Annotated in this window: 15 protein-coding genes; 7 read left to right on the top strand and 8 right to left on the bottom strand. The window is 57.7% G+C overall.

All coding sequences use genetic code 11. From position 1 onward, the window contains the following. Positions 1-53 precede the first annotated feature (53 nt). On the top strand, positions 54-809 hold the full coding sequence (locus tag Tal182_RS07480; protein ID WP_064801485.1) for a response regulator transcription factor: 756 nt from the start codon (positions 54-56) through the stop codon (positions 807-809). Between the two features lie 154 nt (positions 810-963). Here the strand turns inward: Tal182_RS07480 and Tal182_RS07475 are convergent, their stop codons facing one another. From Tal182_RS07475 to Tal182_RS07455, 5 genes are all read right to left on the bottom strand, one after another. After that, a complete protein-coding gene (locus Tal182_RS07475; RefSeq protein ID WP_085860877.1) occupies positions 964-2007 on the bottom strand; it encodes a glycosyltransferase family 2 protein in 1044 nt (347 codons plus the stop codon). A gap of 128 nt (positions 2008-2135) precedes the next feature. Continuing rightward, on the bottom strand, positions 2136-2945 hold the full coding sequence (locus Tal182_RS07470) for a glycosyltransferase (protein WP_085859015.1): 810 nt from the start codon (positions 2943-2945) through the stop codon (positions 2136-2138). Positions 2946-3076: 131 nt separating this feature from the next. Next, complete coding sequence (locus Tal182_RS07465; RefSeq protein WP_064801481.1) at positions 3077-4129, bottom strand: UDP-glucuronic acid decarboxylase family protein; 1053 nt, start codon at positions 4127-4129, stop codon at positions 3077-3079. Between the two features lie 46 nt (positions 4130-4175). Continuing rightward, positions 4176-5630, bottom strand: a complete 1455-nt coding sequence (locus tag Tal182_RS07460) for a sugar transferase (RefSeq protein ID WP_064801479.1) — start codon at positions 5628-5630, stop codon at positions 4176-4178. Positions 5631-5637: 7 nt separating this feature from the next. Then, entirely contained in the window at positions 5638-6504 is an 867-nt protein-coding gene (locus Tal182_RS07455) for a WecB/TagA/CpsF family glycosyltransferase (protein WP_064809989.1), read from the bottom strand. Positions 6505-6794: 290 nt separating this feature from the next. Between Tal182_RS07455 and Tal182_RS32665 the strand changes: the two genes are divergently transcribed. Beyond that, positions 6795-7715, top strand: coding sequence for a phytanoyl-CoA dioxygenase (locus Tal182_RS32665; RefSeq protein ID WP_245344833.1), 921 nt, complete (start codon positions 6795-6797; stop codon positions 7713-7715). Between the two features lie 136 nt (positions 7716-7851). Here Tal182_RS32665 and Tal182_RS07440 read toward each other — a convergent pair whose 3' ends face one another. Continuing rightward, the gene (locus Tal182_RS07440) at positions 7852-9981 is read right to left on the bottom strand and encodes a right-handed parallel beta-helix repeat-containing protein (protein WP_085859011.1); all 2130 of its coding nucleotides are present in this window, start codon (positions 9979-9981) and stop codon (positions 7852-7854) included. Continuing rightward, on the bottom strand, positions 9978-11297 hold the full coding sequence (locus Tal182_RS07435) for an O-antigen ligase family protein (RefSeq protein WP_064806046.1): 1320 nt from the start codon (positions 11295-11297) through the stop codon (positions 9978-9980). Before Tal182_RS07435 ends, Tal182_RS07440 begins: the two co-directional genes overlap by 4 nt. A gap of 616 nt (positions 11298-11913) precedes the next feature. On the opposite strand from Tal182_RS07435, the gene Tal182_RS07430 reads away from it, so the two are divergent. Genes Tal182_RS07430 through gmd form a run of 5 tightly spaced genes read left to right on the top strand, consistent with a single transcriptional unit; the run spans position 11914 to position 18448 of the window. After that, positions 11914-12864 carry a glycosyltransferase gene (locus Tal182_RS07430; protein WP_085859009.1) on the top strand — a complete coding sequence of 317 codons (951 nt, stop codon included), beginning with the start codon at positions 11914-11916 and terminating at the stop codon, positions 12862-12864. Further along, the gene (locus Tal182_RS07425) at positions 12861-13964 is read left to right on the top strand and encodes a glycosyltransferase family 4 protein (protein WP_085859007.1); all 1104 of its coding nucleotides are present in this window, start codon (positions 12861-12863) and stop codon (positions 13962-13964) included. The genes Tal182_RS07430 and Tal182_RS07425 overlap by 4 nt, the downstream gene beginning before the upstream one ends. After that, positions 13955-15100 (top strand): glycosyltransferase family 4 protein, encoded by a 1146-nt coding sequence (locus Tal182_RS07420; protein ID WP_085859005.1) that lies wholly within the window; start codon positions 13955-13957, stop codon positions 15098-15100. The genes Tal182_RS07425 and Tal182_RS07420 overlap by 10 nt, the downstream gene beginning before the upstream one ends. Then, complete coding sequence (locus Tal182_RS07415; protein WP_085859003.1) at positions 15097-17304, top strand: polysaccharide biosynthesis tyrosine autokinase; 2208 nt, start codon at positions 15097-15099, stop codon at positions 17302-17304. Before Tal182_RS07420 ends, Tal182_RS07415 begins: the two co-directional genes overlap by 4 nt. Positions 17305-17356: 52 nt before the next feature. Beyond that, positions 17357-18448, top strand: a complete 1092-nt coding sequence (gene gmd / locus Tal182_RS07410) for a GDP-mannose 4,6-dehydratase (RefSeq protein ID WP_085859001.1) — start codon at positions 17357-17359, stop codon at positions 18446-18448. Positions 18449-18601: 153 nt separating this feature from the next. On the opposite strand, the gene Tal182_RS07405 is transcribed toward gmd, so the two are convergent. Beyond that, positions 18602-19627, bottom strand: coding sequence for a porin (locus Tal182_RS07405; RefSeq protein WP_085858999.1), 1026 nt, complete (start codon positions 19625-19627; stop codon positions 18602-18604). Positions 19628-19659: the final 32 nt, after the last annotated feature.

Below are 19659 nucleotides of genomic sequence, written 5' to 3'. Positions count from 1 at the left end.
GGTCGGTACTCGGGTCGTAGTGAAGCGTAACGTGTTAGAGGGAGGGTGAAGCTGTGAATTCAGCACTTATACCGAATTTGGACCTCAGGCAGGAAAACGTAGCTCTTCCCCTTAATAACGCGCACACACTTGCCCTGTCGGCAGGACAGACGCATTCGCTTGTCATTCTCGATAATCGCGAACTTGATCGTCAATGCCTGGCGCAATGCATGGCTGCCCAAAAGGCGGATTTGCAGATTCTGGCGTTTGGATCGATTGAGGAGTGGAAGCAGAAGCGCGACGAATACGCTCCGCTTGCGGCAATCCTCTTGAACGTCGGCGGCAAGAAGGTCGATGAACCGGCCGTTTCGGAACAAATCCGGAAGCTTTCGTCGGAATTCGCCTCTACACCCCTTATCGTATTGGCTGATAGCGACGATTTTGGCCAAATCGTCAGGGCTCTTGAGTACGGTGCCAAAGGCTTCATACCCGCCTCAGTCAGCGTCAGCGTCTGCATGGAGCTGATCGCGCTGTCGGTGGCAGGAGGAATATTTGTGCCTGCAAGCGCCCTGTTCGCCATGCGTCACCTGCTGGACTCGAGCAACTCGACGGCCCGCCCGCTCTCCGGCATCTTCACCGATCGTCAGGCAGAAGTGGTGGAGGCGCTCCGACGCGGAAAGGCGAACAAGATCATCGCCTACGAGCTCAATCTCCGAGAGAGCACCGTCAAGGTGCATGTTCGCAACATCATGAAAAAGGTCAAAGCGACCAACAGGACGGAAGTTGTTTTCAAACTCAACGACTTGTTCCAAAGTGGTGTTCCGGCGTGAGATACAGCGATGCGCTGATACAATTCTTGGGGTCAATCTTTTCGTATTTTGCAGCACATTTGTGCTCAAATCACCCCGGTGGCGCGAAATGCGTCACCGGTTTTTTTGATACCGGGCAGGTCTGTCTCGTATGGCGTGAAGAGCGATCGAGCGCTCAGCTGCCGACCGTTGTTCCCGTACTTGCAGATGAACTAACCCGGTTCCTGCGCATGCATCCTGCAACTCGTCGCGCGATGGACTTCAAGGCGTACCAATACTTTGGCCCGATCATTTGCTTGCAGGCCAATTTGAAGCAGGGCACCGAATTTCGCAGCTCAGGAGAGACCTCCAGTGCAAAACGCTGAATGGCAGCGGCCGTTGCGAGGTCGAAGTTGTTGAAGGCGATGCCAGCCTGTTGAAGCGCCTTATTTCCGAGCTCCCTGGCAAGAAAGCGTCTCAGCGTCTGATCCTCTTTGAGGCTATCTGTCGCTTGGCTAAACAGCGCATCAAAAGCCTTTTTTCTTTGCAGAAGGTCGGAAAGAATGTTTTCGCCGTAGTATTGCAGCGACATATTCGAAGCATGTCGGCGATATACTGCTTGATCCTCTTTGATGAAGCCTACATCGGCATGTGATGCGAGCCGCAGCCACATTTCCATATCGCCGGCATGCGGCAGCTCCTTACGATAGCCGCCAACCTGCTTTTGCAGCGCCGTCCTCACGACAGCCGTCGGCGTTGGAACGAGATTGCTTGCCCCGCTCAACCGCATGAATTGCGGACCGGACAAGACCTGCATGGGACGCACGTTATCGCCGAGAGGATCAGCGCGGCTCGTATTACCGTCCGGCTCAGCTATGAGCGCGTTCCCGAACGCCATCCCCACATTTGGATAGGTGCGCATCAGTTCCGCCGCGCGGCCCAGCGAGCCCGGCAAAAGATAATCATCCGCAGAAAGAAGCAGGAATAAGTCACCGCCTGCCCAATCGATTCCCTCATTGTAGGTGGCGATGTGGCCCATGTTTGTCGTGTGCCGCCGATAAGTGACCCGGTCATCCCGGGACGCCAGCGCCTTTCCGACTTCCGGTGTATTGTCCGGCGAGCAGTCATCCAGAATAAGCACGCGCACATCGACGCCTGCTTGTGAAAGGACACTCTCAACAGACTCCTGCAGGAAATGAGCGTAGTTATAGCAGGGAATGACGACATCAACACGTTGCAAACTTATTCCTCCGCTGGCACAGCGCCACGCTTGGTTCGACAGATCTTCCGCTGGCGGCATCGTCTTGTTGTTCAGTGGCGTTTGTTTCCCGCTCGCAGGTGCGTTGAGAGATGTTTCCGCCTCAGCACTCATATTTTGGCTCCGAGATAGGAGTACGGGGAAAGTCTTGACAGCGCATATTGACCGATCAGCTTTGCTACCGTGCGTCGCCTGAGCGGAAAGCCGAAATCCTGCCAGATGCGCCAGCGGTCTCGAACCGGAAGGGACTTGAGCCAGTAGTAGGGCTGATCAGTGAATGCGAGGGTCTTGCTGCCCGCGGGGGCAGGTTCACCCATCCGCTTGTAGTCGGCTTCCCAAGTCGTGCGGTAACAGACCGTCGAGATCGGCTCATGAGCGCGCGACAGCCCAGAGCTCCGTATCGAGCTCCAATAGACAGAATCTCCTACTGGATAGAGTTCCCTCGGCATGTGAGCCCAACGCGCGATGATCGGCAGGCACGGCCGCGTGAGAAACAAGCAGTTCGTATCCACGTGCGTGCGGCCGTCGCTTTTTGAGTCGTCGAACATGTAGGTGCCGTCTGCGCGATGCATCGAACGTCTCGATGAGCAAACCGTAGCACCGGTACGGTGGTGAAGTTCAAGCAGACGCTGGATGTGGTCGAATCTGTACCAGTTGTCCGCATCGAGAAACGCCACCGCGTCATAACCCTGAGCGAAGGCGCTGAGGCTGCCGATCACGCGAGCCATGTTGCCCGCATCGCCGTGAGCATTGGGCAGGATGAAATGTTTTGCGCCCCAGCGACCGACGGAACTGTTCGGAAAACCGTCGGCAACAAAGACATGGTCGCATGCAACGGTTTGGTCGACAACGCTCGCCCGGCACTGCTCAAGGAGTTCGTTAGGCTCCTTGTAATATGGTGTAATAACAGCAACGCGCATTGCCCATGTCCTCGGTGTTTTTTTGCGGCGATTTGCACATCCGACGATCGCCGCCCCTTTTTACAAACCGCGATATGGGCTCGGTTCAGCAAACCCAAACCGAGCCATGATTTGCGCTTTGACGTTGCCGATCACGTTCCCAAGGGCGCAGCGTGCGGAACGGGAACGCCGACGGCCGGAGCAGGCGGATTGGTGTAGGCCATCTGTGGAAATCTGACGCCGGGCATGCTTCTGGCCTCGCCGGAAAGCTTCCACTCGAAATAGGCGATCGTTCTCTCGAGCCCCTGGCGCAGGCTCACCGTCGGCTGCCAGCCCAGTTCCTGCTTTGCCCGGCTGATATCGGGCTTGCGCTGGGTCGGATCGTCGATCGGCAGGGGTTTGAAGACGATGCTTGATTTCGATCCGGTCATGTCGATGACCATTTCGGCCAGTTCTCGGACCTGGAATTCTCCCGGGTTACCGAGATTGATCGGACCGGTTACGCCGGCCGGCGTACCCATCAGGCGGATGAAGCCCTCGATCAGATCGTCGACATAGCAGAAGGAGCGCGTTTGCGTGCCGTTGCCGAAGATGGTGATCGGTTCGTTTTGAAGCGCCTGAACGATGAAATTGGAGACGACGCGGCCGTCATTGGTCTGCATTCGTGGCCCGTAGGTATTGAAGATCCGTGCCACCCGGATTTCCACGCCATATTGACGGTGATAGTCGAAGAACAGCGTCTCGGCGCACCGCTTGCCTTCGTCGTAGCATGCCCGCGGGCCTATGGGACTGACGCTTCCGCGATACTCCTCGGGCTGCGGGTGAACCGCCGGATCGCCATAGACCTCGCTTGTCGATGCCTGGAAGATCTTTGCCTTGGTGCGCTTGGCCAGGCCGAGCATATTGATTGCTCCATGCACATTGGTCTTCACGGTCTGCACCGGATCGTGCTGGTAGTGGACCGGAGATGCCGGGCAGGCAAGGTTGTAGATCTCATCGACCTCCACATAAAGCGGGAATGTGATGTCGTGGCGGAGTATCTCAAAACGAGGATCGTCAAGAAGATGCAGCACGTTATCGCGCGAGCCGGTATAGAAATTGTCCACGCAGAGGACGTCATTGCCCTCTCGCAAAAGCCTTTCGCACAGGAATGATCCCAGGAATCCGGTGCCGCCGGTAACCATAATTCGCTTCTGTCCGTGCATTGATTTGCTCCGTTGTTAATGTTTGCCCACAGGGATGGAGAACATGTCAGCAGGCTCCCTTGCCTTTCAGGACCGCAGGAATTGTGCTGAGAAGGATGTGCCAGTCGAACCACAAGGATCGATTGTCGATGTAGAACTCGTCGAGTTGCTGCTGCAGTTCGATATCCGCATTGCTTCGTTCGGATATCTGCCAAAGCCCAGTCAGCCCCGGCGTTACCGAGCGCCGCTTGGCACGAAACTCGCTATCCATCGCCGAAAGGTGATATTCCGGGAAGGGGCGCGGTCCCACGAAGGACATCTCTCCTGCAATGATGTTCACCAACTGCGGGAGTTCGTCGAAACTCGATGAGCGAAGGACATGCCCGATCACCGGCAGGATGCGCGGATCCTGCCGAAGCTTGAAGTGGTTCGACCACTCGGCCTGTATGTCCGGATTGTCCCGGAACAATGTTTCGAGCCGCTGCTCCGCATCTCTGTACATCGTTCTCAGTTTCAGGACGCGCACCGGTTTGCCAGACAAGCCTTCCCTGGCGTGTCTGAAGAAGACGGGGCCCGGATCGATGGCATAGATCGCGGCGGCGGCAACCAGAATGCAGGGCATCAGCACCAGCGTCGCAGGGATAGCGATCACGAGATCGAGGACTCGACGAACCAGGTTCGAGCTTGCCGATCTCCCGCCGACGGCCAAACGAACACCGATCTCTCCGCCGACGTCCGCGGGTCGCAATCCGGTTATCTTGAGGTTCGGCGTGTCGGAGAGGAGGATGACTTCGGCGAACTGCCGACGCATCGTTGCCAACTCGGCGATAAATGAGCCCGTATCATCAGCGATCAAGGCAATCGACGGTCCATTGTCGGCTAATGCTTCCGAAGTATCGGGAGAAAAGGATTCCGGCCGAATGCCGTAGTGCCAATGCTCTGAGAAATACGCCATGAGCGCGGGGATGCGATTGCGGGCACCGACGATCACTGCCCGCTCACCCCAGATACCGATCCTCCAGGACAGTCCTCGTGCGGCCCCACGCATAAGAGGTTGAACAACCAGTCCGAGACCCAGGAAGCCGATGATCGGAAGCAGCACTCCTAGCCCTTCCGGCAGAAGAATCGCCCCAAACGCTGCAATGACCCCCACCTTGAAGGACGCTATCGTGCGGCGGCGCAGATGTTCGTGGTCGTGGAGACGATATCCGGGATAGAGCGCGTTCGATGCATAAAGAACGATCGCTGCCAGCGCTGCGAGGGCGAAAGCGCGCTCCGGCACCATATTCTCCGAACCGTGCGGAAGAAACGGCAGCAGAAGAAGATAGGCTATCAGATAGCTTGCGATGTCGCCGGCAATCAGAAATGACGACGTAGCAAGCCGAGGCAACCTGCGCCTGAATGGAACCGGTATCTTCAGCCCTGCCCGCTTATTGAATTCGTCGGTCGGCGTGGGGTTTGCCACGAAAGGGTTCGCCTTCCGCAGGTCGGACGTGATTGCTGACGGCGCAAATAGGGACATGATCGCTTCACACCTTTACGGCTGTTGCTTTTGGCGCACTCGATCCGAAAACCTGGTCTTCGATCGGAAACTTCCGAAGCCCCAGTCTCTGGAATGCTGTCAGTGAGATGAAGGTCGGCACGACGAGCGCATAGCGCCGCCACAGCCGTCGCGGCTCGCATAAAAGACGAAAGGCCCATTCGAAGCCGCTTCTTTGAATGAACCTTGGAGCTTGCCGCTTGAGGCCGGCGTGGAAATCGAATGCAGCTCCGACGCCGATAAGCATCGATGCATCCAGACGGTCACGCATGCGCGCCATCCAGAGTTCCTGCTTGGGACTGCTCAGCCCCACCCAGATGATATCGGCGCCGGATCGATTGAGCCGGTCCGCAATATCGGCTTCCTCTTGCGGCGACAGTTTATGAAAAGGCGGTGCATAGGAGCCGGCTATCTCAGCTTCCGGGAATTTCGCGAGAAGCCGCGCCTGCAAGTGCTGCAGCGTCTCGGGCGTTGCGCCATAAAGGAAGTGGCGTATACCCTTCGATGTGCCGGCCTCGAAAACAGACAACATCAGATCAGGTCCGTAGACCCTGTCGCTGTCCACATGGCCAGCACGCTTCAACGCCCATACCAACGGCATGCCGTCGGGGGTCACGAGGAACGCCCGGTTATGTATCGACCGGAGCTCTGGGTCATCTTGACATCGGACGACACCGTGTGCGTCGCGAACACACACATATTCCCTCCTGCCGTCTTCAATCCCTTTTTGAATAAAACCGGTCGCGCTTTTAAGATTAACTGCCGAAATGCGAACACCAAGGACATTAGTCCATTCCAGGGAGTCCTTTTGCTTAAGAACTGAAGTTTGGCCTCTGTCTGCTGGTTGCTTTCCCATGACCTACGCTTTCGCGATTTAAACTGTCACCAGAATATGCCGGCAGAGCGATTGCCTCCATACTTTCAGTTCCAACTATTGGACGTAGAAGACACTTCATATTCCTACGCCTTCGGCCGAGATAAGTTACAATGTTCGAAGTAAGGCGGCGTACCCCCACGGCTTGCCACGTTGCTCTTTTTGATGAGTACGATCCCGAAAGAGCGGTTTGACCTTCACAAAGCCGCGGAAGATAGTCACTCTCGCGCCAAGCCTGGGCGGACCTGCGCGCGAATAAAGCGGGGGGAGAGATGGTTAACCCAACAGGCGAGATGACAGGCCCGGCTGGCGAGCCTTCAGAGCTGCCCGGCAAAACTAACCAGCTACAGAAAGACCTGAGCTCTCATGGGTATATCGTCATCAGAGAACTATTGTCCCCCGATCAGGTGGAGCGCTTACGGCTGATTATCAAGCAGCACCTGAAGTCGGGAGGTCGCTACCAGTACGGCGGCAAACTCCAGCTTCATGCCATGTATGTCGCAGAGGAAATCGCCAAGTTTCTGACTTCCGATGTGATCCTCAGTCGCCTCAAGGAAATCACGCGACCGCTTGACGTCATTCTCACGGGCGAATGCGATATGATGATCAACACGACATCGTCATGGCATAACGACGTTCCCCACCACCCTGGCTGCATCGACGGAACCATCTTCGCGGACGAGTCTTTCAGGGTCTACAAGATCGCATTCTATCTACAGGATCAGGACGAAAACTCGCCGGCGACATTGAAGGTTCGACCAAGATCTCACCTCAAGGGCCTGGTTGAGAGCATGCCGGAGAAGGGCTTGGGTATAGGGGCAGGCGATGCCATCATCTTCGACGTGCGCATCGAACATGCCGGTCAAATGCCGACACTCGTTGACAGAAGCCTACGCAAGTTCTTTGAGCGGATCGGGCCGCGACTTCGCCTCGACTCGCAAAAGGCTTTCACCCTGACACGTTCAGCCCTCCGACGGATGGTCGGGACCGGTGACCGCATGGCGCTTTTCATGACCTTTGGTCCGTCCGATCCATGGACCCGTTCTTATGCCGAAGAAGGCTGCAATCGCCATCCCGGCGTTCGGGGAATGCTGAGTGCAGAGGCTCTGAAACAGCTCGCTGCCAATAACATCAGCCCGCCCATTATCGGCAAGCCGGTCGCACCCCAGCAGGTTTCCGGCCCGGGAACTTGATGCGTATAGCTCCGTCGGCGTATGCATTCGAACCTGACGCAGGATCCGTTCAAATTTTCGCTCTGGGCCGGTTCGCTGAGGCCATGACGCCATAACTCCTGCCGGCAGCAGTCATTTCCGTCGCGTTGCGGCCTTGTTATTTGGGGTGCGACGCTACGCTGCCTATGTCGATCCCAGCCTTTTGAAGATCGCTTAGACTGCCAAACTCTCCCGACGGCATGGTCTCCGGATGTATCCTGAAGCTCTTGTCGTTCAGATTGCCGCTGTAGCGGTTACGCGCAAATTGCACCGATCCGAGCTTGTGGTCAGGCACGTAGATGTATGCCGCCAGCCCATTACCGCTGTCGACCGACACGATATTGTCCTCGATACGATTGGGGCCTGCCCAAGGGGGACGCCACCCCCGGCCCGTACCGTCATCGACGCGAAAGGCAGCCCCAGACCCGCCTGTAATGATGTTCCCCGTCACCAGGTTGCTCCAGCCGCCGTTTATGCCGATCGCCGATATGTTATCCGAAAGCGTATTTCCTTCGATGCGCACTCCACTCGCCTTGCCGTCGGTATAGATCGCCCAACTGATGGGAGAAGGCCATTCACTGGTATTTTCATATCCAGGAGGCCAGAATGTCCCATCGACCCTGTTCATAAGCTGACCTGTTCCGGTGACGAGATTGTAGCGAATGCTGCTGTTCAAAGGGTCCGTCTGCTCACCCATCATCTTGATGGCACCGCCATCTGCCGTTTGCTGATTGGCGTTTCGGACCACGTTGTGCTCGATGACCGCGTCATGAACTGCGTCCTGATCTCCCCACAGCGAGCCACCGGCGATACCGAACTGGGCTGCGTTTTCGATGAGATTATCAGCGATCCTGACATTGTCGGCAGCCTGGAACCAGATCCCGGCCGTTTCGAAATAGACCCTGCCGATGTCATGGATGTGGTTCGACAGGATTGTCGCACCGTGGGATTTGAGGAAGGTGCCGTAGGTCGTGCCGACATAAATCCCGTTGCCGGCCACATCCGCAATCACGTTGCCGGCAATCAGGACATCTTTGCTCTCGGAAACATGGATGCCGACGCCGACATTGTCGATGGAATTGCCGAGCAGCCGGACGCCGTCCGCCCGGTCGAGCCGTATGGCGCCGAAGCTCCTGGTGTCGGTACCGAACTTGCCGCTGCCGCGCGGATCCCCATCCCGGAACTGGAGCCCGGATACAACCATTCCATCGGCTCCATCCAGCCTGAAGAATGTCGGCAGGATGCCGGCGACAGCCGTAGAGCTGATTGGCAATCCATCGGTCGGGAGGTAGACAAGTTGCTCCTTGGCGCGGTCATACCACCACTCGCCGGGAGCATCGAGCAGGGCCGCCGCCCCGGCCAGGAAATAGCGGCTGCCTTCCGCGGTGAAGAAATAGGCAGTGCCTCTTGTGTTGATGGCCCGGTTCGCGGTGTCGATTGAGACCACTGGGAGGGTGTCACTGCCCCATTGGCTGCCGGGGCGAAAACCACCGACAATATGGGCGACAAGCCCCGCTGTATTTTTCGAGATCGCAAGATCGCCGGCATGGAAGCAAAAACGCGTGTTGCCATGCCATATGTCATCATCCTCAGTACACTTGGCCGCAAAAAGCCATCCTTTGCGCGGATCTCCATCGAGCGGGGCGTTGGGAAAGCGTGCCTGCGTCTGCAGCGCCCCCTTGACGAAAAGGTCGCCCACCTCCCTGCCTGCAGGCAGCTTCAGTGATGCCGTCCAGCGGCCATCGGCCTGTGCCGTCCAATTGCGTACAAGCGGACCGCCGTGCAGAACCGGCGCTTCGTTGCACCTCGCCGCGATGACAAGGCCCGCGTCGCGCGCGTCGAAGACGATCGGTTCAGAGAGATAATAGTCCCCGCCGCCCATTGCGATCATGTTTTGGCCGCCCTTCTCGCGCGCAGCATTCTGAGCTCTCTCGATGCTGACAAAAGGACCGTCGGTATGCTGAGGATTGGGTTTGGGAAGACGCCCACTCCAACTGTCCTTGCCATTAGGAGAAACATAGAATACCGCCCGGGCCGCAGATGTGCCCGTCAGTACTTTGCTCAGTGAAGTCCCCTTCAACCTGTCGGAAAAGATAGCCGGCGACGCTTCCGCGCAAGTCGCTTCCCTGAGCGCCGTCTGCAGCTTATCGGGCGCATCTGCGTCCGAAGTCACTGAGGCCGGGTTGCTCGGCTGCGGAAAGAGCGTCGTAAAGAGAATGCTCAAGATTGGTGCGAAACGCAGCCTCAAATCTGCATCTCCGCCGTTTTGCTGCGCGCCGATGTCCGCATTTGCTGGCCGGGGGTCATTGAAACAACGGGCTCGTATAGAGAGAACATGATGATGCCCGACATAAACAGAACGAAAATCGCGTCATTCTGAATTAGGAAGATGGTCTCGGTCATGTTCATCACCAAAATGACGACTGTGAAGACATTCAGCCAGAGCCAGCAATAGCGCGGGTCCCGGCATTGGAGGACCGCCCCTTGGCGCAATGCCTGTAGAAGCATCAGAGCGAACAAAATCATTCCGCTTATTCCGAAGTTCAGCAGCGTATCGCGGAATCCGTTATGGGCGTGGGGAGCCATCCATTGGATCTTTGACCAGATAATCCAGGCCTCGGGATTCGCCTCTGTCCAAAACGCCTGGTAGCCGAAGCCGAGCAGCAGATGATCGGCAATCTGACCATCGACCAGTTCCCACAAGGGCACTCGGCCCGTTAAAGTGGCATCCTTGCCAAGCGCCTCCAGGAATGGAACCAGGAATTCGTGAAGCAAAAGGAGGAGCCCGATGAACATTTGAACAAAAAACAGGATGAGGACGATGCGACTGATGCCACCGATCCGCCGCAACAGGGAATAGAACCCGATCAAGCAATAGGCAGATACCGTCGCAATGATCGCGGTCATCGATCCGGAGCCCATGAGACAGGCCCCACCCGCGATCAAGAAAAGCAAAGCGGTTCGCCGCAAACCCCGGTTACCGTCCATTAAAACGGCCGTCGACACCAGTATCATCATGGCGGCATACCAACCGAGACTGTTCTTGTGGATGAATATGCCACGCACGGCGCCGTCCATCGGCATGCGAGCGAGCCCCGGCGACGCCACGAAGACCAGCAGGCTGAGGACGATGCATATTCCGAAGGTGGCAAATGCCAGGAGAAGCAACTGCCGTGGTGTGAAGCGTATCGCCAGCACGTAAGCCAGAAGCACCGTAAAGAGCAGGCCGATGGCGCGCCTGAATGTCGTTGATGGGCCTACCGACCAGAAGACGGACACAAACGGCATGGCGACCATCAGGGGGACAAACCAATTTCGCTTGAGCGCCGTTAGAAATTGCGGAAAATTCCTGACCAGCATCAACAATGTAAAGCCGTATACGGGTAGGCAAAGCAGACGCAATATAGACCGGGCGTGATCGCTAAGGGCTCCGTCGGCGTCCGCCAGCATGAGCGGGAAAAGGGCGCCTGTCTGAAGGAAAAGGCAGAAGCCCGCGCCCCAGCATTCTATCGCTCGCCAACTGACGGTTGGCCCATTCGCGGCTCTAAGCGTATCGGCTCTCATCATCGGTCCCGATTTGCTTGGACAGATGAGAGGCTGTTGATCGCGGCAATTTGGAAAGACATGGGTCCCCTTTCACAGCTGCGCTGCTTACCAACGAACATCCCGCCACATCCCCAGTCAACTGACGCAAACGAAGACGGAGCTAAGCCTAACGCGCATACCCACCGTCCAAGGACGTTGGTTGGGTTAAGCTCACGGTCACCCCCTCCCCCAAAAGTTGGTGCTTGGGCCAACGGCATTGCCCATAAGAGCAGATGTCACCCGTGACCAATCGCCGGTAGCTTGGCGATGAAAACATACCGCGAAGATCGCGCTGAGCCGCAGTTGGTGGTGAAGTGAGGCAATAATTCTGGCGCAGCTGGCTGTTGGCAGTGACGCTTAGAAGGGTTGGGATTCTTATGGTTCTGCGTCATGGTCCTGGTTTCGTATGCACTATAACGGAAGCGTCACGCGTTGCGGTGGTGACCCTACGAGCTCAGGGCGGAAGCCTAATCGCGCAGAATCATGCCTGTCCGCCTCTCATCTCTTTCCATCAATTCGCGTTGCCGAACGAACGAGCGTTCGCAACTCCGGCGTACCGATGTGTCGCGCAGCAACGCGCTTGAGAGGGGGTGTCATGGAGCGGCCGACGATCAGCGTCCTCATCAACAACTACAACTACGGTTGTTTTCTTCCTCGGGCGATCGAGAGCGCCTTGCGCCAAAGGGCGTCTGATGCCGAGATCATCGTCGTCGATGACGGCTCGAGCGATCAGTCGCGCTCGGTTCTCGAAGGTTATGAAAAGCGGGTGAAGGTGCTCTTCCAGGAGAACCAGGGGCAGGCCGCCGCCATTAATGCTGCTGTGAAGGCAAGCAGTGGTGACATCCTCTGTTTTCTGGATGCCGATGACTGGTGGGCGCCGGGCAAGCTGTCGGCAACAGCCGCTGCTTTCCAGTCGAATCCTCATGCATCGCTTGTTTATCACCGACTTCAGCCAACGCAGACCGATGGCTCAATGGCCTTCAAGCCAATTCCTCGAACCCTGTGTTCGGGAGATTTGTCGCTGCGCCTTGCGAGATCGGCTGGCTGGTGGCCCTTCCCACTGACATCAGCCATCGCAGTAAGACGTAGCGCCTGGAAAGCGGCAGGAGATATTCCCGAGCAGTTCCACATTTCCGCCGATGCCTGGCTCACGGGCATCTACCCATTTCTGGGGGATGTTGTCGCCCTGTCGGATTCACTCGGATTCTACCGGATTCACAACAATAACTGGTATCGGCCAGTCGATGACGCCGCCATGCTGCGAAAGCGGCTGGCCCATTGGCGGACTGTCGTTGACGCGACGAACCAGTTTCTTTCCGTGCACGGCTTAGCCGGAAGGCTGCGTCTGGCCGATCACTTTCCGTATCGGGTGGCCTCAGCCAGACTGGAGGGCGCAGATGCACGCACCCGGTTCAGACTTGCCGCCGAAGGACTTTTTTTCGCCGGAGAACCAAACTTGCTGAGGCGTATGCGTGAGGCATTGCGGACAGCCCGCGACCTTCCTCGACGCGGTCAGGCCGGTAGCTTGTCGGAGTCGGCACGATGAAGGCGCTGATGCTGGTTTCCGAACTCGAAGACTACACCATCTCCTTCGCCAGCGGTGTTGCGCAACACCTGCAGGTCGTGCTCGCAGTCCCGCGTCGGCGCTACGCCAACCTTGTCTCCTCTTTCGATCCGGCTGTCGATCTGCGCCTTTTGGACTGGCCACGGCACCGCTCGCTCTCCAATCCCTGGTTCCTGCACCAACTCACGCGTCTCATCCGGCACGAGCGGCCGAACGTCATTCACCTTCTAAGCAATTCAACGCTCTGGCTGAACTTTGCTGCGCCATTCTGGCGGCCGATCCCGCTCGTGACGACTGTCCATGACGTTGACGTGCATCCCGGCGATTCCGACACCCGAACGCTGCCGGCCTGGGCTCCGCAATTGATCGTGCGGCAATCGGGTCATGTCGTCGTCCATGGCGAGGGGCTGAAACGAATGGTTCTCGAGCGATATTCAAAATCGCCCGAGTGCGTCCATGTCCTGTCGCATCCGGCCATTCATCGCTACGCAGAACTCGCTCGGCAGCACAAGATGGCGCGGCGCCGCGCAGATGGAACCTTGCGCGTCCTGCTTTTCGGGCGGATTTTTGCTTACAAGGGGTTGGAGCATCTGGTCCGCGCCGAGGCGCTGCTGAAGGACCAGCTCCCCAATCTGCGCATCACGGTCGCCGGCCGCGGCGATGATCCCTGGATCTTCCAGCCTCTTATGGGCGAAGCCGGCCGCTATGATATTCGCAACCGTTTTATCGAGGACATGGAGGTCGCCCAGCTTTTTCTGGATGCCGATATCGTTGTTCTTCCCTACACGGAAGCCTCGCAAAGCGGTGTACTCAACCTTGCCGCGGCATTTGGCAAACCAGTCATCGTGACCGATGTCGGCGAATTGCGCGCCACCGTTCTGCCGAACGGACTGGGAATGGTGGTTCGGCCAGGGGACGTCGAACAGCTCGCCAGCGCCATCCGGACACTGGCTGATAACAGCGAACTGAGAAGCAGCTTCGGGACCAGCGCGCTCGCCTGGGCCACAGGTCCGAATTCGCCTGAACAGGTCGGGGCGCAGGCTGCGGCCGTTTATCGCGAGGTGGTCGGAGCATGCGAATGACGGCGCTCACAGAGGGGAATCGGATAGCGGTGCGGAATGCAGCAGCAACCGTGCGCCACTATGTCCCGGGTGGATGCGAGAACGGCGGCGGAATTGGCAGGCTGGTCGGCTATATATCGAGCACGGCGAAGGAGGCGGGCGAAACGCACCTCGTCACCGACACCAGAGGACCGCGCTGGTCCCTGGTTACGTCGCCGATCCGCATGCTCGGCGCCATCTTGATGATGGCCAAGGATCGGATAATTGCTCCGGCGCGCATTCACCATATCCATATCGCCGGTCGCGGCAGCACCGCAAGAAAACTGATCCTCACCGAGGCTGCCCGCCTCCTCGGATGCTCTCACATATTGCACCTGCACGATTACGACTATGCGAGTGACTTTGCCGCGCGCTCGCCACGGCAACAAATGCTCATACGCCGGATGTTCCAACATGCCGACCAGGTCGTAGCGCTGGGGCAGCGCGACCGTATGACGCTAACGACGCTTCTGGGCGTGGACGAGCGCCGCGTGGTCGTCATCCGCAATTGTGTTCCCGACCCCGGGGCGCGCAGTGTTCACGTCGGCAAGATGCCGTTGATCGTCTTTCTCGGCCGACTGAGCGAACGCAAAGGCGTTGGGGAGCTTCTGCTCGCCTTAAGTCATCCGACTATGAAGGCGCTCCAGTGGCGAGCCGTGCTGGCAGGCGACGGACCCGTGGAAGACTACCGACGCCAAGCCGCAGCCCTGGGCCTTTCAGATCTGGTGAAAATGCCGGGCTGGCTCGGCGCCGACGAGGCGCAAGCCTTGTGTGCACGGGCAGATATCCTGGTCCTACCTTCGCATGCCGAGGGTTTGGCAATGGCTGTGGTCGAAGGACTCGCCCACGGGCTTGCGGTCATTACCACGCGCGTCGGCGCGCACGGCGAGGTCATCTCCGACGGTGAAACGGGCGTCTTCGTGCCTGTCGGAGACAAGGATGCCCTGGCTGCGGCGCTGGCGAAACTCGTCAGCGATCCGGAAATCCGCAACCGACTCTCGGCAAAGGCCCGAGCTCATTATCTCGATCAGTTCAGTATGAAGGCCTATATGCGATCGCTGGAAAAACTCTACGACGCCGTCTCCGCGCAACCTCAAACGTCGGTTGGTGAACGATGACCATTTCAACTATCCCGCCAGACCGCAACACCTCGCTCTCGTCGATGCGCTACGATCCCCGGTTTCAGGTAGAAACGAGGTCGGACGACTTTGACCTCACATCGGGCCTGCGTCTTATCCGGCGAAGGATGGCGATGATCGCGGCTATCATCACGCTGTTTATGGCGATCGCCGCGATCATGGTTTCGGGATTGAAGCCGAGTTTTCATGCCGAGTCCCGGCTGATAATCCACACGCCTCTGGCGACGAAACTCGGCCCGGAGGATTCCGGCCGCAACGATCCGCTGGACGCCGCATCGGAGACCGAACGGCTTCTTTCCAGAAGCATTGCAGAGCGGGTAATCCGCGACCTGCGGCTCGATCAGTGGCCGGAATTCAATCCGGCGCTGCAAGAGAGCTCGCCTATCGACAGGATCCGAGCAATGTTGCGCGGTCTGGTCGACAGAGAAAAACCATTCTCGCCGGTACGAAACAGCATCGAGCCAATCATCCCGAAGTACTACAAGGCATTGCGCGTATGGCGTGATGGCCAGAGCGACGTTATTCAGATCGGCTTCGATGCGAGCGATCCCCAACTGGCAGCCTCAGTCCCGAACCGGCTCATCAGCATCTATCTCGAAGAGCGAAAGGACGGTCTGCGGGGGCGCCTGGACGCGGCAGAAGAATGGGTTCTGCAGCGCATCGCCGAACAGAAGGACCGCGCTGCGGCAGCACGCGATGCCGCCGACGCGTATCAGAAAACGATGGACGTCGTCTCAAATGACGACGATCAGGTTGAACAGATCAAGTCAATAATGGAGCTGGGCGAGCGGCAAACAAAAATCGAACAAAGCCGTACTGAAGCGAGAGCAACGATATCCGCACTGGAAGCGGCTGACGACCTCTCGCTTGCCCTGCAGAATATCGTTATTCCCGACAGCATTGGCACGGCGCAACGGGAGCTTCGTACGCAAGAGCAAGATCTCGAGCGCCTTCTCGAGATATATGGCAACACCGCCGAAGCCGTTGTCGATATGCGGGCGAAAATTCTCAAATCCCGCACCGATCTCAGCCTTGCGGTCGATCGATATCTTCAATCCATCCGCTCCAAGCTTGCGGCGCTCGATCATGAGGATGACGCGGTCCGGTCGGCCTTGGCGGTTGCTCATGAGAAGCGCGCTCGCTCTGCCCTGGCGCAAACGGAGCTGGCGCGACTCCAACGCATGGCTGACAAGGAGCAGACCGCGCTTGATAAGCTCGAGGAGCAGCGCCGTGGCCTGGCTGCGCAAGCCATGCTGCCGGGAGCGGAACTGGAAGTTTTGTCACCGGCAGCAGTGCCGCTGGCACCGCAGGGGCGCGGACGACTTTTCTATCTGGTCGGCGCCCTCCTGGCTTCGATATCGATCGCGGTAACAGCCGCTTTCGTGGTCGAGATGCTGGATAACTCGGTCCGCAGCTTCGATCAGATTGCCGGAATGCCTCGTATAGCGCCAGCCGGATTCATCCCGCGCCTGAAACGGAAGGACCGGGGGGATCCATCTATGCTCTTTGGGTACATTCAAGATGGAATGTTTGACGAAGCAATTCGCTCGGTCATAACTTCGCTCAAACAGTCCAACGGTGGAAAGCTGCCTAACAGTATTGTCGTGACGTCGGCTCACAGCGGAGAGGGCAAGTCGCTTGTCGCCAGATCACTGGCAATCGATCTCGCCGCAAACGGAATTCCGGTGCTGCTTGTTGATGGCGACCTCAGACACGGAAATCTCGACTCGTTTTTCAGGTCAGAGCTACAGCAGGGGTTGAACGAATTCCTGTGTGGACAGGCTGGAATCCGGGACATCATCGATCACCATCCGAGCGGCATCGATTTCATTCCGGCCGGCAATGCCACTCTCCATCGGCGCGCCCGCATGACGGATGCGGCCGACATCGTCTCGATGGCCGCCTCGCTGGGCCAAGTCGTGATCTTCGACAGCGCACCTGTGCTCGCCTCGGCTGATACGATGCATCTGACGGCCTTAGCAGAACGAACGCTCGTGGTCGTTAAATGGGGTAAGACGAGCCGTCGCGCCGTCGATTTTTGCTTACATCAGCTGAGGACCGCACGCAACGCAGAGCTCTGCGTTGCGATAAACAACGTCAATCCGAAACAACACGCCATGTACAACTTCAGCGATTCGGAATTGTTTGTGAAATCACTGAGGAAATACCACGAATTCACCTGAACCGGGAGTGCATTCACATCTGGTTCTGCCGAAACAAATTACGGAGACCGTAGTGAAGAATAAAAACAAGGTTGCGCTGATTACGGGTATAACAGGTCAGGACGGTGCTTACCTGGCCGAGTTTCTCTTGGAGAAGGGTTATATTGTTCACGGCCTCAAGCGACGCTCATCGTCATTCAACACCAGCCGCATCGAGCACCTATACGAGGATCCCCATGTCGAGAATCCCCGGTTCATCTTGCATTTCGGGGACATGACCGATTCAACGAACCTCATCCGTGTCGTTCAGGAAACGCAGCCGAATGAGATCTATAACCTCGCAGCACAGAGCCACGTTCAAGTCTCCTTCGAGACGCCGGAATATACGGCCAACGCGGATGGAACCGGCACACTTCGGCTGCTTGAAGCAATTCGCCTCCTGGGACTGACCAGGAAGACTCGCTTCTATCAAGCGTCCACCTCGGAACTCTACGGCAAAGTGCAGGAAGTTCCGCAAAGCGAAACGACGCCTTTCTACCCTCGATCACCCTACGCAGCGGCCAAGCTCTACGCCTATTGGATCGTGGTCAACTATCGCGAGGCATATGGCATGCACGCCTCGAACGGCATCTTGTTCAATCATGAAAGTCCGATTCGCGGCGAAACATTCGTGACCCGTAAAATCACTCGGGCAGCGGCTGCGATCCATCTTGGACTGCAGGAAAGGCTCTATCTCGGCAATTTGGATGCACAGCGCGACTGGGGACATGCGCGCGAATATGTCCGTGGGATGTGGCTGATGCTGCAACAGGACGAACCGGAGGACTATGTCCTTGCAACCGGCGAAACGCACTCGGTCCGTGCCTTTGTCGACAAGGCCTTTGCCAAGGTGGGCATGCCGATTGATTGGCGTGGGACCGGAGTTGAGGAAAAGGGGTATGACAAGACATCCGGTCGGTGCGTGGTGGAGATCGATCCGGCTTATTTCCGCCCGACTGAAGTTGACCTTCTGATCGGTGATCCGACGAAGGCGCATACGAAGCTTGGCTGGAAACACGAGACCAGTCTTGATCAGCTGGTTACGGAGATGGTCCGCGAAGATCTGAAAGTCATGGCACGAAATGTTCCGGCGGTGAGCGTAACCAAGGGTTTTGCCTATGCCTGAGGTGATCTGTCGCCGGCCACACCGGCATGGTGGGCTCCGCGATCATGCGATCGTCTCGCTTCCGAGGGCTGCGAGATTCAAACACTACCCTGCACAAGGCAAAAAGCCCGGCTCGAGAGCCGGGCTTTCCTGATCGACCGAAGTCAAACCAGATTAGAACGAACGCTGCAGGCGGAAGTAGCCCGAGGTGGAGTCGTCGCCGTCTTCCGGATCGAGGTACTGAACCGAAGCCTTGGCGTAGAAGTTGTCGACGATCTGGTAATCAACCGTCAGACCAACCTTCCAGGCATCGCCGTCGGCGAAGTCGTTGCCGTCAACACCGTAGTCGCTGTAGTACTGGACACCGGGGGTGATCTTGAGCTTGTCGGTTGCCTTGATTGCGTATTCGGCAGCGATAGCCCATTCAGCTGCGGTGTAGTAGGAGCTCGGGCCGGTGGCGTAGACGGCTGCGAGGCCGAGCGTGCCGGGACCGATGTCAACCGTACCCATTGCGCGGATAGCGCCTTCTTCGTTGTCGACGTCGTAGCCGGCAGTGATCTGGTAGCTGAAGATACCACCCTTGCCGCCGAGGCCGACGGCAACGCCGACGTTGTTCGGATCTTCGTCAGACTTGAAGAAGCCGTCTTCGAGTTCGTCGACGCTGATGCCAGCGTAGAAGGCGTCGGTTTCGTACTGATAACGGATGGAGTTATGCAGCGTTACCGGAGAACCGATATCGTCGGTTTCGCCGGAGAGGCCGTCGTCCCACCAGCTGTAGAAGAGACCAGCGCGGAAGCCGGCGATGTCGAGGTAAGCGGAGTCGAGCTTGGCGTTCTGGTCGGTGGCATTGTCAGCATTGAACTGCATGACGATGACGCCGGTCAGCGGACCGTATTCGGTGTCGCTCTTGGCGGTGAACTGAACCTGGCCGCGAGTGACGGCATCCCAGTCGGAGTCGTTAGCGCGCGTCAGCGAATTGCCAACCCGATCGCCAACGTTAACCTGGAAACGGATGTAGCCGTTGATCTTCAGGCAGGTTTCCGTGCCCGGGATGTAGAAGTAGCCGGTGCCGTAAGCGTCGCAGACGCGAACATATTCAACCGGTTCCGGCTCAGCAGCAACAATAGCGTCAGCAGCCTGAGCACCGGAAACTACTGCGAGAGCAGCAGCGGAGCCGAGAAGAAGGCTCTTGATGTTCATAAATGACCTCCAATTCAAAGTTTCGATCGGGT

Origin of the sequence: Rhizobium sp. TAL182, assembly GCF_002117725.1 — a bacterium.
Lineage (GTDB): Bacteria > Pseudomonadota > Alphaproteobacteria > Rhizobiales > Rhizobiaceae > Rhizobium > Rhizobium esperanzae.
The sequence above is the reverse complement of the archived record's forward strand: the minus strand, read 5'-3'. Positions and strand labels throughout refer to the sequence as shown.

Coding starts and splice junctions, on each gene's coding strand:
- Tal182_RS07470 (WP_085859015.1), bottom strand. CDS start 2,945: ATGCGCGTTGCTGTTATTACACCATATTACAAGGAGCCTAACGAACTC.
- Tal182_RS07465 (WP_064801481.1), bottom strand. CDS start 4,129: ATGCACGGACAGAAGCGAATTATGGTTACCGGCGGCACCGGATTCCTG.
- Tal182_RS07460 (WP_064801479.1), bottom strand. CDS start 5,630: ATGTCCCTATTTGCGCCGTCAGCAATCACGTCCGACCTGCGGAAGGCG.
- Tal182_RS07455 (WP_064809989.1), bottom strand. CDS start 6,504: ATGGGAAAGCAACCAGCAGACAGAGGCCAAACTTCAGTTCTTAAGCAA.
- Tal182_RS32665 (WP_245344833.1), top strand. CDS start 6,795: ATGGTTAACCCAACAGGCGAGATGACAGGCCCGGCTGGCGAGCCTTCA.
- Tal182_RS07435 (WP_064806046.1), bottom strand. CDS start 11,297: ATGAGAGCCGATACGCTTAGAGCCGCGAATGGGCCAACCGTCAGTTGG.
- Tal182_RS07430 (WP_085859009.1), top strand. CDS start 11,914: ATGGAGCGGCCGACGATCAGCGTCCTCATCAACAACTACAACTACGGT.
- Tal182_RS07425 (WP_085859007.1), top strand. CDS start 12,861: ATGAAGGCGCTGATGCTGGTTTCCGAACTCGAAGACTACACCATCTCC.
- Tal182_RS07420 (WP_085859005.1), top strand. CDS start 13,955: ATGCGAATGACGGCGCTCACAGAGGGGAATCGGATAGCGGTGCGGAAT.
- Tal182_RS07415 (WP_085859003.1), top strand. CDS start 15,097: ATGACCATTTCAACTATCCCGCCAGACCGCAACACCTCGCTCTCGTCG.
- Tal182_RS07405 (WP_085858999.1), bottom strand. CDS start 19,627: ATGAACATCAAGAGCCTTCTTCTCGGCTCCGCTGCTGCTCTCGCAGTA.